This window comes from Paenibacillus algorifonticola (assembly GCF_000971975.1).
Taxonomy (GTDB): Bacteria; Bacillota; Bacilli; order Paenibacillales; family Paenibacillaceae; genus Pristimantibacillus; species Pristimantibacillus algorifonticola.
In genome coordinates this window covers 40,961-54,207 of sequence record NZ_LAQO01000051.1, presented here as the reverse complement: position 1 = coordinate 54,207, position 13,247 = coordinate 40,961, and the positions used below count along the sequence as shown (strand labels likewise).

Here is a 13,247-nt window from a genome sequence, read left to right as displayed (position 1 = left end):
CGCAGGGTCCTGGGAGAGTAGGACGTCGCCAAGCACGAGAAGCCTGCCGCAGTTTGCGGCAGGTTTTTTGTTTTGTTTTTAAATCATAATAAGTAAAGGTGTTCCTCGGCCATCAATGGAGGAACACCTTCTTTTGCATGATAATAGATTTAATTTCCCTATGGAATAGCAAGTCAACGATGGTAGTACGAGGCTTCGTATTTTCCTAGACGGAGAATGCCTTCTTTTTTTTGTTTGCGGAAGGTAACGGATAAAAGGAGGCGCGGAACGATTAGCCACAGATGCCAACAGATGATGCTGATCATAAGCGATTCCGAAATCCAAGGATACAAGATGCCTGTTCCGCAAAGGCCAATCCAGAACAACTGGCGGTGTACGCGGCGGAAAAGCTGGAGCTTAATATCATTTGCAGGCTTAAAGCCGAACCAAGGTGGTGTAATGCCCCATACCCAGCGGCGATCAGCTGCCTCCTCTACTCGAATAAAGGTTAGCAGCAATATAATCAGGTGAATGACTTGAATGACAGCAAAGCCGAACAACCAGCTGAAAAGTCCATCCCTTCCATACATAAGAAGTTGAAAAGCCACGAAAATAACTGCAATAATGATATGGCTTTGGACAAGTTCGGGCCTAATGACTTTGCGTTTGACGAGCTGGTATTGATAAATCGTTGCAGCTTGCTGCTCAGATAGTGATTGACGCATCTTTCTAACATCCCTTCCATAACGTTCAAGCCTATCCTATATATATCGGTTAATTAGAGCTTTCCCGCGATAGCACACGGTTATTTTTGTATTCACCATCTGGGCTCAGGCGGCATACGATATATAAATATTTGAAATGGGCTATGAAACAAGTTTAAAAAGCTAGAATATATGCCATAATAATAGCTATAGAGTTGGAATGAAAGGCGGGAATCGAATGCTTGAAAATCATCAGCTTCATTGTATTATATGCGGTGAGCATAAAGCCGAAGGTGAAGGAATTCGCATCGTTACTGAATTTATATGCCAATCATGCGAAATAGAAATGGTACAAACCGACGTTAAAGATGCTAAATATCCGTTCTTTATCCATCAGATGAAGCAAATCTTCGTTGAAAAAAACGCTTGAGCGAACTCTAACTATAGAATTCGCTCTTTTTCTTAAAATATAAGCATTTATAAGTTTCACCCTTATAATCGGCTTATATTTCACCCTCGAAACGGAAGCTTTGCCGCCAGAGGACGGCGATAGCCGTTTACGCTTGTTCAAATTCTTTAAAATAGATTTAAGTTTATAGCGAAAGGAACGGCTCTCTTTGATGCAACATGTACATGCTCCACTATATGAAATGCTGCTTAAACATGCAGATTCGAAGCCTGTGAGTTTCCACGTACCTGGTCATCGTTACGGTCAGGCGTTTGGAGTGGATAAGGCTGAGCGGGAAGGTGAAGGACTGGAGTCCGATTTTATAAAAGAAATGAAAGAGGCTTTTGCAGCGATTATGAAGCTGGATGTGACGGAACTGTCCGCTACGGATGATTTGCATCATCCGGAGGGTGCAATTGCCGAAGCGCAGGGCTTAGCAGCTCGCTGCTTTGGCGCGGAGGAGAGCTTTTTTCTCGTGGGAGGAAGCACTTCTGGCAATTTAGCTATGCTGCTGGCTGTCTGTGAGCCTGGTGATTACATTCTCGTACAACGCAACGTCCATAAGTCGGTCATTAATGGTTTGAAGCTGGCGGGTGCCAGGGCGGTATTTATAATGCCGCAAATAGATGAACATACCGGAATCGCGACGCAGCCTTCCCTTGCGCAGGTGCAGATGACGATGTATTTATATCCGCAGGCGAAAGCTGTATTTCTCAATAATCCGAATTACTATGGGATGAGCGTTAACCTACGACAGTATGCTGAAGCGATTCATCAGAGCGGTATGCTGCTGCTTGTCGATGAGGCGCATGGCGCTCATTATGGCTTGCATCCCGAGCTGCCAGGCTCAGCGATAGCAGCAGGAGCAGATGCCGTAGTGCAGTCTACCCATAAAACGCTCACTGCACTGACGATGGGAGCGATGCTTCACGTACAGGGGGAGCTTCTTAACCGATCCGCATTAAGGGAAGCTTTAGCGACGATCCAAAGCTCAAGCCCATCCTTTCCAATTATGGCCTCGCTCGATATTTCCCGTGCAATGATAGAGGCAGCAGGAGTTGAATGGTTTGAAGATGCTCTAGCTGCTACGGCATATTTGCGTAAGGAGATAGAAGAATGTTGTTCGGCAATCGAGATATTGAAGCCGAACGATGATAGGCTACCCGTATTGCCTGCTTACAATCAATTAGATCCGTTGCGAATTGTATTATGGGATCGAACGGGGGCATTAAGCGGTTTTGAAATATTGAAGCTGCTGGAACAACAGGGCTGCTGGGCAGAGATGGCGGATATGCGCCATGTCGTGCTTTTGTTTGGAATAGGCATTCAGCTTGTAGATGTAGATCGTCTCATTCAAGCTTGTCAGGCGGTGGAGGTGATTATCGCATCTATGGGACGGGTAATAGCTGAACAACCGCTTGCAAGTGCTGGTTATTCTATGTTCTTGCCAGAATCGGTAGAGCCTATTACATTTTCGCGAGTGAGTAAAGGGACCGTTATTAGGGTAAATCTGGCAGACGCAGTGAATCGTAAAGCGGGAGAGATGGTCGTTCCTTATCCACCAGGCATACCAATTGTATATCCGGGAGAGCTGCTGACTATGGAAATGCTGGACTATATAAAGGAGCTTGCAAGCAGTGGAGCGAAGTTCCAAGGTGCGGAAGATCCAGCTATGCAATCCATTGCGATAGTGGAATAAATATGAGTAAGCGGCAAAAGCTCGTATACAAGGGAAAGTCGCTTTGTTAAAATGGAAGTAAGCATTTCGCTGAAAAATTCAGTTTCATAGATTAGGAGTTACAAACCGTTGAATAAGGGTATTTTTATTACAATAGAAGGCGGCGAAGGAGCGGGGAAAACTACACTGATTGAACAGCTTGCGCATAAGATGCAGCAGCAGGGCAAAGCGGTGTTGACCACTCGGGAGCCGGGAGGCATCCCTATTGCGGAGAAAATCAGGTCGGTTATATTGGATCGGAACCATACTGCAATGGATGCTAGGACAGAAGCACTCTTGTATGCGGCTTCAAGACGACAGCATCTTGTAGAGAAGGTCATGCCGGCATTGGAAGCAGGTCAGCTTGTCATTTGCGACCGTTTCGTGGATAGCAGCCTAGCTTATCAAGGACATGCGCGTGGACTTGGCATGGAAGAGGTATGGTCGATTAATCAGTTTGCGATTGAAGATGCGATGCCGCAGCTCACTATCTACATGGATGTGACGCCGGAGGTAGGTCTTGCCCGTATCGGACAATCGGATGATCGTGAGATTAATCGGCTTGATTTGGAGGAGATCGCTTTTCACGAGCGAGTAAGGGAAGGTTATTTTATATTGCTGGAGAAATTTCCTGAACGATTGGTCCGTGTCGATGCGAATCAGGAGCTGGATATTGTGCTGAAAGATGTTTTGGCCGCAATAGAAAGCCGGATCTAGCGTTAATTGGAAATAAAACACGGTTGAAGTTTGCGTTTAAACAATAATGAATAATGGGAGGAATCAGGATGAAATTAGTCATTGCGATTATTCAGGATAAGGATAGCAACCGCTTGTCAAATGCGCTTGTGACAGAAGGATTTCGGGCAACGAAGCTGGCAAGTACGGGCGGCTTCCTGCGCGCTGGCAATACAACGTTTATGATCGGCATTGAAGACGAGCGTGTACATGAAGTGCTTCAAGTGATTAAAACCAACTGCAAAGTGCGAGATCAACTAGTTACGCCTGTATCGCCAATCGGCGGCTCAACGGATTCTTATATTCCTTTCCCGGTAGAAGTACAAGTTGGTGGCGCTGCTGTATTCGTCGTTCCGGTAGAACGCTTTGAACATTTCTGATTGGACGTGATAACGGATGAAAATTGATCCAGGCTTTCGTCCGCTTGGGGCGAATCGCGCCAGTAACGACCTAGCTTCCAAGCAGCCGCAGATGAAAAGCTTCGGCGATGTTATGGTTCAGCAGGAAGCGCAGCGGACACAAGAGCAGCTTCAGCAGAAGCTGCAGGACATTCATAGGCAGGGTGACCACTTATCCAGAGTGATGACGGTGCGGGAATTAAAGCTTTACCGCCAGATGGTCAAGAAGTTTCTGGAGGATACCGTTAGGCGCGGCATCGGGCTTAAAGAGCTTAGGGGCTTTGACCGCAGAGGCCGTACGAAGCGCTATAAGCTGCTTGACGAGATTGATGCAGAGCTCGTTAACATGGCGGAAGAGCTGCTGGAAACCGAAGAAGGGCGTATTGAATTGTTAGCCCGAATCGGTGAAGTGCGTGGCATGCTGATTAATTTATTGTTTTAGGTTGGAAAGGTTACGATTGAGGAAGGAATTTTTGAGCTTATGAGCATGGAGCAGCTAACCGGTCAATGGAAAGCGAAGCGTATTTTACAGCATGCGCTGCAAAGCGGTAAAGTATCGCATGCTTATTTATTTTATGGACCGAAGGGCAGTGGCAGAATGGCGATGGCGGAAGCTTTCGCCAAAGCATTATTCTGTACCAGCGGTGGAGATGATGCCTGCGGGCACTGCCTGGAATGCCGCAAGTTCGATAATAACAATCAGCAGGATATGATTCGGATCGCTCCGGAAGGACAGTCGATCAAGATTGATCAAATTCGCGAGCTGCAGCGGGAGCTTGGGTTGCGGGGCAGCGGGGCGCAACGCAAAGTATACATGATTGAGCGAGTAGAGACGATGACGCTTCAAGCGGCGAACAGCCTACTGAAATTTTTGGAGGAGCCGCTATCCCCTGTTGTAGCGATATTAATAACTGATAATGGACAAGCTGTACTGCCGACCATTCGCTCACGCACACAGTGGGTGCCGTTCCTCCCCATGTCTTCCGCCGAGATGCTTCAAACGTTAACGAATGAGGGCCTACCCTCCATTCTTGCCCGCGCAGCCGTACAGCTGAGCTCGGGATTGGACGGTGCTAGGGAAATCATCCAGCAGAATCAGTTTGCAGAAATCCGAAACGTAGTGATACAATTAGGGAAGGACAGTCTGACCCGATTCACCGCGGCAATGATTACCGTCCAGCAGCAGTTCATTAAGAAGGATATTGGTGAAGATCCGCAGCTGCTGTTATCTCTTTTTGTATTATGGTTTAAGGACATGATAAAATTTCAGGCCGGAAGGCAAGAAGATATTGTATATATAGATCAGTTGGAATGGATTAGCAAGCATGCATTCAGCCGACCAGTTGAAGGTTGGGTCACTTGCATGGAGCATACACTCGAAGCGAGCAAGCGTATTCGGTCGAATGTATCTGCTCAACTCGCTTTAGAGCAATTAATGGTAAACTTACAGGAGGGCTAAATCCTTGTATAATGTCGTGGGTGTCCGCTTTAAGAAGGCGGGTAAGATTTATTACTTTGATCCAGCCCTGCATCCCGTTGACAAGGACCAGCATGTCATTGTTGAGACAGCCAGGGGGATCGAGTATGGCAAAGTAGTGGTTGGACAAAAGCAAGTCGGTGAATCGGATGTTGTCCTTCCGTTAAAGCGCGTTATACGAATTGCCAGCGACGTGGATGCGAAGGTTGTAGAAGAGAATCGTTCTGCTGCTCAAGCTGCATTCTCAACCTGTTCAGACAAAATTAAAGACCATCAGCTGAAGATGAAGCTGGTTGACGTCGAATTCACGTTCGATCGCAACAAGATCATTTTTTATTTTACAGCTGAGGGCAGAGTAGATTTTCGCGAGCTTGTGAAAGACTTGGCAAGCGTGTTTCGTACCCGGATCGAGCTGCGGCAAATCGGGGTGCGTGACGAGGCGAAGATGCTTGGCGGTATCGGACCATGTGGGCGGATATTATGCTGCTCTTCATGGCTGGGCGATTTTGAGCCAGTATCAATCAAGATGGCGAAGGATCAGAATTTGTCGCTTAATCCGACAAAGATTTCTGGTTTATGCGGCCGCTTGATGTGCTGCTTGAAATACGAGCATGACAACTATGAAAGCTCGAGAGAAGAGCTTCCAGCCATCGGCAAAATCGTTATCACTTCGCTTGGTGAAGGCAAGGTAACGGGAATCAATGTTGGTTCCAAAACTGTGTATGTACACTTGTTTGAAGTTTCGGGGAAACCGAAGGAACTTCCGTTAGACGATGTCATTTTGAAATGACAGCATTAAGAACAATTCATAGCATGTCCAAACGACCAAGCGCAATGCTTACAGCTAAGGTGCAAGACGATGCTTGAAGCTCTGGGGTGGGAACTTGGAGAAAAAAGAGATTTTTGTTCAAATGGATCAGCTTGATAGCCAAATGGGCGAGTTTCATCGTCAAGTTGGGGATCTGAAGCTGCGAGTGAAGGAACTGCTTGAAGAGAATAAGCGGTTAAGCATGGAAAACCATCAGCTGCGCAAAATTTTGAAGCGGGAAACGGTTCCGCCACAAGTGGAGGAGCCTTTGCCAGTTAAGACAGCAGGGGCGGCAAAATCAAATGCGGGCAAGACGATGGGGACAAGCGCAAAGGTAGAGCAGCAGACAGAAACAGCCGATCTGTTCACTTCCGCGGAAGATGCAGCTGCATATTCAGTAGGAGAAGGGCATGATAATTTGGCCAGGCTTTACCATGAAGGCTTCCATATTTGCAATGTCTATTATGGGCATTTGCGGACAGAAGGAGATTGTCTCTTCTGCTTATCCTTCTTAAATAAATAATGCAATCGGTCAACACTATGCCGTCCTTGCTAAGAGGACGGTATCTTTATGTCAAGGGAGCAGTGGGAAAGTCGTGGAGGATCAAATCAAGCTGGAAACCAATGAACGTTTGGACGATTTAATGATGGATACCGGACTGCGAATTATCCAGAGCAGGGAAGTGTTCAGCTTTTCGACGGATGCAGTGCTTCTTTCCAACTTCGCAAGCATTCCGAAAAAAGGGAAGGTCATTGACCTTTGTACAGGGAATGGTGTAATTCCGCTGCTATTGACTGGACGGACGAAAGCGCACATTGATGCGGTGGAAATCCAGCCTAGACTTGCGGATATGGCAAAGCGAAGCGTCAAGCTGAATGGGCTGGAGCAGCAAATTAACATTGTGGAAGCGGATTTGCGAAATTTTGCAGCGAATAAAGCGATTTATGGAACTTATGATGCGGTAACGGTCAACCCGCCTTATATGTCGGCTGAAGCGGGCGACTCTAATGAAAATGAGCATTATGCGATTGCCAGGCACGAGGTACATGGCACCTTGCAGGATATTGTCGAGGCTTGTTCAAGGCTGGTGCGTCCAGCGGGGAAAGTCGCTATGGTGCACCGTCCATCACGCTTTGTAGAAATAATTGAGACGATGTGCAAGTATAAGCTGGAGCCGAAGCGGGTGCAGTTCATTCATCCGAATAAAAATGGTGAAGCGAATATGGTGCTGATTGAGGCTATGCGCGATGGCAGACCGGAACTTAGGCTGCTGCCGCCTATTATGGTATATGATACTTAGCCTAGTGGTATGCTAGAAGGAGGGATCAACAATGTTTGTGCAAAAAAGCTTTAGCGGGCCGCAGCAAAATGGTGCCGGTACGTTATATTTAGTCGGAACACCGATTGGCAATCTGGAGGATATGACCTTTCGCGCAATACGTACGTTGAAAGAAGTTGATCTCATTGCTGCGGAGGATACGAGACAGACACGTAAGCTTCTTTCCCATTTTGAAATTGCGACACGGCTTGTCAGCTATCACGAACATAATAAGCAAGCGAGTGGCAGTGAGCTTATTCGATTGCTGCAAGAGGGCCAATCAATTGCCCTTGTAAGCGACGCGGGGCTGCCTGCTGTCTCCGATCCCGGTGCAGATTTAGTTGCCGAGGCGGTAGAGCAGGGCATTTTTGTCGTTCCGATTCCTGGTGCAAATGCCGCATTGTCTGCTTTAATTGTATCCGGCTTGCCAACGGAGCGTTTTATGTTCGCTGGATTTCCGCCGCGAGAGAAAAAGTCGCTTGCGAAATGGCTGCTTCAGCTTCATGCACAAGAAGGCACATTGATGCTGTATGAGTCGCCGCATCGCCTGCGGAAGACGCTGGAGGCCATACTGGAGCATCTGGGAGATCGCCGCATTGCGATGGTACGGGAACTTACGAAACGTTTTGAAGAAATGGCGCGTGGGACGGTAACGGAATGTATCGCTTGGATTGAGGAGCATCCGCCTTTGGGAGAGTACTGCCTTATAATAGAAGGAAGTATCTCAGATGAGAATACGGGGGAGCTTGCTGCCGCTTGGTGGGTGGAGCTGTCCATGGAAGAGCATGTACAGCATTACGAAGCAGAGCTTGGACGTAAGGATGCGATTAAAAAGGCAGCAACAGATCGTGGTCTGTCAAAACGTGATGTTTATAATGAAGTAAACCGCTAGAAAAACAAAAAAATAGAGAAAAAAAGACCTTCCTGGCCGGGTTCTAGCGCAGGAAGGCAATAAGGAGTATTAAAAGGTTAGAATTAACTAGTTGAATAAGGTTATTATAACCTATTTTTTTTATTTTGTCACAGGTGAAGGCATTTCTGATAGGCAAATGTGACAAACAATTTTTCCTTTGAAGTAAGATACGTTCTCAGCGTTACCACAGAAGATACAAGCTGGCTCGTATTTCTTCAACATAATGCGCTCGCCGTCTACATAAATCTCTAGAGCATCTTTCTCTCCGATACCAAGCGTACGGCGAAGCTCGATAGGAATAACAACGCGACCTAATTCATCAACCTTACGGACAATACCTGTGGACTTCATCATAATAATTTGTTTCCCCTCTCATCAAAAAGTGTATTCGTCACTTTTCGACATAGTTTCTCTTTTTATGTCTACTATAATACCAACGTTTCCCATAATAGTCAACTGAAATTATTGAAGAAAATTGCAGCTACTAAGGGAGTTTGACTATATAGTAAGGTCATATTACTCTTACTATAGAATACAACAGCTTCGACATTTTGGAAACTGTTTTGCGACATTCTTCGACATATTTTTTACTTTTTTATGTCGAACCAGAGAACAAAAGGAGTTGATTTGTTGAATGAACCGACAGCTATCGGAAGAGAAAGTTTTTAAGGACCCCGTTCATAAGTATATTTATGTCCAGGATCAGACGATATGGGATTTAATCAATACGAAGGAGTTTCAAAGATTACGGCGTATACGGCAGCTCGGAACCTCTTATCTCACTTTTCATGGCGCTGAGCATAGCCGATTCTCCCATTCCCTTGGCGTGTATGAAATCACTAGAAAGATTATTTCCCAATTCGAGCGCAATGGTTTTCCCGGTTGGCCGCAGGAGGAGCGGCTATTGGCGCTTTGCGCTGCACTGCTGCATGACGTTGGTCATGGGCCATTTTCCCATTCGCTGGAGCAAGTATTCGATACGCATCACGAGCAGTGGACCTGCAATATTTTACTTGAGGACACCGAGGTCAATCGTATACTACGAAATGTAGCAGACGACTTTCCTGAACATGTCACTGCTGTTATTAATAAGACATATCCGAATCCAATTGTCAGCGGGTTGATTTCCAGTCAGCTTGATGCGGATCGAATGGACTATTTATTGAGGGATGCTTATTTTACCGGCGTCAATTATGGCAACTTTGACCTGGAGCGTATTTTGCGCGTGCTCCGTCCTATAGATGGAAAGATCGTTGTTAAAGAAAGTGGCATGCACGCCGTAGAGCATTATTTGATGTCCCGCTATCAAATGTATTGGCAAATTTATTTTCATCCGGTGACGAGAAGCTCGGAAATCATCCTTAGACAAATATTTCGCAGAGCGAAGGAGCTTTATGAGGGTGGCTATGTTTTTTGCTGGATGCCAGAACCGCTGAAACGGCTGCTTGACGGGACAATTGCTGTTAAAGATTATTTGAAGCTGGATGAGGCTTATTTGCAGACGGCCTTTACAGAATGGGGCGACGAGGGCGATGAGCTGCTGGCGGAACTATGTGATCGTTTTCTGACGCGTCGCCTCTATAAATACATCATGCTGGATAAACCGGATATTAGCCTCTTTAATGAAGTAAGACAACAATTTGCAGCGATCGGATTGAATCCGGACTACCATATGGAAATTGATTTTCCATTTGATCAACCGTATGATGTATATCAGCCTGATACGAAAAAAGGCGGAAAAGAAGAAAAGACGCCGATTTTGTTAATGGACGGCTATGAGGCTGTCAGTGAAATTTCCACGAAATCCGACATCATTCGTTCCATCACCGGACTTCATCAGGGCCAGTCCCATTTGTATTATCCGGAAGAGAAGCTGCGCGCTTCTGCTGATCAATTAAGCGATAAAGTACGAAAGTTATTTAAAATATAGGAAAGTATATGATTTTGCCATACTTTCTCTATATTTCTCGGACTGAAACGCGCCGAGCCGCCAAAGGACGCTTTCGACCGTTTCACCTTAAACTATAATATAGAAGGAGTTTGCTGAGCTATGATTTCTTTATTCGACACACACACGCATTTGGACTCCCCGCATTTTGACGAAGACCGCGAAGCCGTTATCGAAAGAGCGCGTGCAGCAGGGGTGGATTTAATGGTTAATATTGGTTTCAATCGGGAAACGATTCCAACAACGCTTGCATTGGCAGAGAAATATGATTTTATATATGCAGCGGTTGGCTGGCACCCAGTTGACAGCATCGATATGCTGCCGGAGGATCTTAACTGGATTGAGGATCTTTGCACTAACCCTAAAGTGGTAGCCATCGGCGAAATCGGACTGGATTACCACTGGGATACGTCGCCTAAAGACGTGCAGCACCGCGTATTTCGAGAGCAAATTCGGCTGGCCAAAAAGCTTAAAAAACCAATTATTATCCATAATCGTGACGCCCATGAGGATATTGTGAAGCTGCTGAAGGAGGAAAATGCTTCTGAAGTAGGAGGCATTATGCATTGTTTTTCCGGCAGCCCAGAAACGGCTCAAAAATGCCTCGATATGAACTTCTATATTTCGTTCGGGGGACCGCTTACATTCAAAAATGCAAGGGTGCCAAAAGAGGTGCTTGCGATGGTTCCAAGTGACCGAATTTTGATCGAAACGGATGCCCCATATTTGACCCCTCACCCATTCCGGGGGAAACGAAATGAGACGTCTTACGTGTCGCTCGTTGCGGAAGCGGCAGCAGAAATATTAGGAAAATCGGTGGCCGAAATCGCCAATTTAACGACCGAAAACGGTAAAAAATGTTTCGGAATTGTGTAAAAACGGCTATAAAAGCGAGAATAAGTGACCTTTCCAGCGATAAAACTAATTTTTCATGCTGAAATAGACTCTCTTTTCCGTAAATATCCTAAAATTTCGCTTAAATCGGTTTTTATCTGATCTTTACAATTAGGCTCCGATGAAGGTATGATTCATTTCAGAGCTTTAAAATTTTGTATTGGATTTCCAGTTTACGCTTAATCTTCGAACTTTGGAGAGCGGGGGAACCAGGCACGATGCTGTGAGGAATTTGCGGATCACATTGCACGCGCATTGAATTTCTTCTAGGGGTGAATTTGGCGGGGATTGCCATGAGCATTCTTCCGACGATAGGGCAGCTCTCTTGCCCGAACCCGACAGCTAACCTCGTAAGCGTTTATAGAGAGTGATCAACCTCGTGCATCCACCATTCCTGAATAGTCTATTCGACGTTCCCGGGAAGCCACGATACAGATCCTCTGTCGACGGGCTTTCTTTTTATTTTTGAATATTGGGTAAATCGTCGTCATAGGGTAAATCTAGGAGGTTGTAGAGGGAAAATACTGGAGCGTGCTAGAAGCACGCCAATATACTATAGTCGCGTCAATGGTATCATGCGTAATTCGACGGCGGGGCTATGAAGGAGGACCGATGAAGTGGGCAGTATTCAAGCTAGTGAGACCCATGGGAAACGATCATCCAGCATGTCTTTCGCATTGCGATGGAAGCGTGAAAACTTGCGTTTGATTCTTTTAAGCACTACGATCTCAATCGCTATGACTTTCATGTTTTTGGTGTTGTTGTACGGATCGGCTGACAAAAGCGTATCCGTAGTAGTGAATGGACAAGAAACCGTTGTTTCAACGAAACAATGGGTCCTGCAACGCCTACTGGATGAACAAGCTATTACAATTGGCCCGCATGACGAGGTATCTGTACCTCTGAATACGGCAGTAAAGGATGGGGACCGCTTTGAAATTAAGCATGCGGTACCGCTACTTGTAAAAGCTGATGGCAAAACATCAACGGTGTACACGACAGAGAAAACCGTGCAGGCAGCGATAAAGAAATTAAATATTCCTGTTGAAGATGATGATAAAGTATTACCTTCGCTTGGTTCGGGAGTCAGCGCTGATATGACAGTAACGGTCATTCGCGTCGACACGAAGCTAGGCAAGTCGTCCAGCACAACACCGTTCACCATTGTGAAGAAGGAAGATCCGAACCTGGAAGTAGGCAAGGAGAAGGTTGTGCAGACTGGTAAAGAAGGCGTCGTAACGATCAAAATTGAGAAGCAGTTTGAAGATGGCGTACTTGTCTCCAAGAAAGTGGTAGACAAGGTAGTCGAATCGACTGCGGTTAATCAGGTCGTTGCAGTCGGTACGAAAAAGCCGGAGCCTAAGGTTACTGTGCTGTCGACAGCGACAACCAGCAACAATGTAACGGTAGACGGCACAACGCTCAAGTCCAAAAAAGTGCTCAGCAACGTCACATTGACGGCTTACTCAGCTGGCGTAGCTTCCACGGGCAAGAGTGAAGGCCACCCCGACTACGGAATTACGGCCTCTGGCGCTAAAGTATCGGAAGGACGGACAATTGCCGTTGACCCGGATGTCATTCCACTCGGTTGGTGGGTGTACATCGAGGGCATTGGTTTCCGCCGTGCTGAAGATACCGGAAGTGCGATCAAGGGCAATAAGATCGATGTGTATTTTGACAGTGAAAAGCAAGCTAATCAATTCGGTAAGAAAAAAGGATTTACCGTTTATGTGATTGGTCCTAATAAGCCATCGCTTAGCTAATTAGTATCAGTTCTTTATGGATTGTGCTCTAGTTTATCGCAATCATAAGCTAAATATGACAGGATGCGGAAGAGGCCTTGCCTCTTCTTTTTGTTTGCGTCAGATTCGCTTGAATGGCCAATTGGGGGTATAATAAAACAGACG

Annotated in this window: 15 protein-coding genes and 1 riboswitch; of the genes, 13 read left to right on the top strand and 2 right to left on the bottom strand. The window is 46.1% G+C overall.

What is annotated here, in order from left to right:
- Positions 1 to 173: 173 nt before the first annotated feature.
- Positions 174 to 704: a hypothetical protein gene (locus WH37_RS30905; RefSeq protein ID WP_046234504.1), complete on the bottom strand. Its 531-nt coding sequence runs from the start codon at positions 702 to 704 to the stop codon at positions 174 to 176.
- 217 nt (positions 705 to 921) lie between these two features.
- Here WH37_RS30905 and WH37_RS30900 point away from each other — a divergent pair, with 217 nt between their 5' ends.
- The 10 genes from WH37_RS30900 (at position 922) to rsmI (ending at position 8,477) form a co-directional block, all read left to right on the top strand.
- Positions 922 to 1,113 (top strand): sigma factor G inhibitor Gin, encoded by a 192-nt coding sequence (locus tag WH37_RS30900; protein ID WP_046234503.1) that lies wholly within the window; start codon positions 922 to 924, stop codon positions 1,111 to 1,113.
- A gap of 190 nt (positions 1,114 to 1,303) precedes the next feature.
- A complete protein-coding gene (locus tag WH37_RS30895; protein ID WP_046234502.1) occupies positions 1,304 to 2,830 on the top strand; it encodes an aminotransferase class I/II-fold pyridoxal phosphate-dependent enzyme in 1,527 nt (508 codons plus the stop codon).
- A 108-nt stretch (positions 2,831 to 2,938) separates the two neighbouring features.
- Entirely contained in the window at positions 2,939 to 3,565 is a 627-nt protein-coding gene (gene tmk / locus WH37_RS30890; protein WP_046234501.1) for a dTMP kinase, read from the top strand.
- 68 nt (positions 3,566 to 3,633) lie between these two features.
- A complete protein-coding gene (locus tag WH37_RS30885; RefSeq protein WP_046234500.1) occupies positions 3,634 to 3,963 on the top strand; it encodes a cyclic-di-AMP receptor in 330 nt (109 codons plus the stop codon).
- A gap of 16 nt (positions 3,964 to 3,979) precedes the next feature.
- Complete coding sequence (locus tag WH37_RS30880; protein WP_046234499.1) at positions 3,980 to 4,423, top strand: YaaR family protein; 444 nt, start codon at positions 3,980 to 3,982, stop codon at positions 4,421 to 4,423.
- A gap of 39 nt (positions 4,424 to 4,462) precedes the next feature.
- Positions 4,463 to 5,440 (top strand): DNA polymerase III subunit delta', encoded by a 978-nt coding sequence (holB, locus tag WH37_RS30875; RefSeq protein ID WP_046234498.1) that lies wholly within the window; start codon positions 4,463 to 4,465, stop codon positions 5,438 to 5,440.
- A 4-nt stretch (positions 5,441 to 5,444) separates the two neighbouring features.
- Positions 5,445 to 6,248, top strand: a complete 804-nt coding sequence (locus tag WH37_RS30870; protein WP_046234497.1) for a PSP1 domain-containing protein — start codon at positions 5,445 to 5,447, stop codon at positions 6,246 to 6,248.
- Positions 6,249 to 6,369: 121 nt separating this feature from the next.
- Positions 6,370 to 6,789 carry an initiation-control protein YabA gene (locus WH37_RS30865; protein ID WP_414812663.1) on the top strand — a complete coding sequence of 140 codons (420 nt, stop codon included), beginning with the start codon at positions 6,370 to 6,372 and terminating at the stop codon, positions 6,787 to 6,789.
- Between the two features lie 121 nt (positions 6,790 to 6,910).
- On the top strand, positions 6,911 to 7,567 hold the full coding sequence (locus tag WH37_RS30860; protein WP_046234512.1) for a tRNA1(Val) (adenine(37)-N6)-methyltransferase: 657 nt from the start codon (positions 6,911 to 6,913) through the stop codon (positions 7,565 to 7,567).
- Positions 7,568 to 7,598: 31 nt separating this feature from the next.
- Positions 7,599 to 8,477 carry a 16S rRNA (cytidine(1402)-2'-O)-methyltransferase gene (gene rsmI / locus WH37_RS30855; RefSeq protein WP_046234496.1) on the top strand — a complete coding sequence of 293 codons (879 nt, stop codon included), beginning with the start codon at positions 7,599 to 7,601 and terminating at the stop codon, positions 8,475 to 8,477.
- Between the two features lie 120 nt (positions 8,478 to 8,597).
- Here the strand turns inward: rsmI and WH37_RS30850 are convergent, their stop codons facing one another.
- Positions 8,598 to 8,852, bottom strand: a complete 255-nt coding sequence (locus tag WH37_RS30850; protein WP_012772023.1) for an AbrB/MazE/SpoVT family DNA-binding domain-containing protein — start codon at positions 8,850 to 8,852, stop codon at positions 8,598 to 8,600.
- 280 nt (positions 8,853 to 9,132) lie between these two features.
- On the opposite strand from WH37_RS30850, the gene WH37_RS30845 reads away from it, so the two are divergent.
- The 3 genes from WH37_RS30845 (at position 9,133) to WH37_RS30835 (ending at position 13,103) form a co-directional block, all read left to right on the top strand.
- Positions 9,133 to 10,428, top strand: coding sequence for an HD domain-containing protein (locus WH37_RS30845; protein ID WP_046234495.1), 1,296 nt, complete (start codon positions 9,133 to 9,135; stop codon positions 10,426 to 10,428).
- Positions 10,429 to 10,548: 120 nt separating this feature from the next.
- Complete coding sequence (locus WH37_RS30840; protein WP_046234494.1) at positions 10,549 to 11,322, top strand: TatD family hydrolase; 774 nt, start codon at positions 10,549 to 10,551, stop codon at positions 11,320 to 11,322.
- Positions 11,323 to 11,506: 184 nt separating this feature from the next.
- A riboswitch (cyclic di-AMP (ydaO/yuaA leader) is annotated at positions 11,507 to 11,713 on the top strand.
- Positions 11,714 to 11,957: 244 nt separating this feature from the next.
- Positions 11,958 to 13,103, top strand: coding sequence for a 3D domain-containing protein (locus tag WH37_RS30835; RefSeq protein ID WP_046234493.1), 1,146 nt, complete (start codon positions 11,958 to 11,960; stop codon positions 13,101 to 13,103).
- The last annotated feature ends 144 nt before the right edge of the window (positions 13,104 to 13,247 follow it).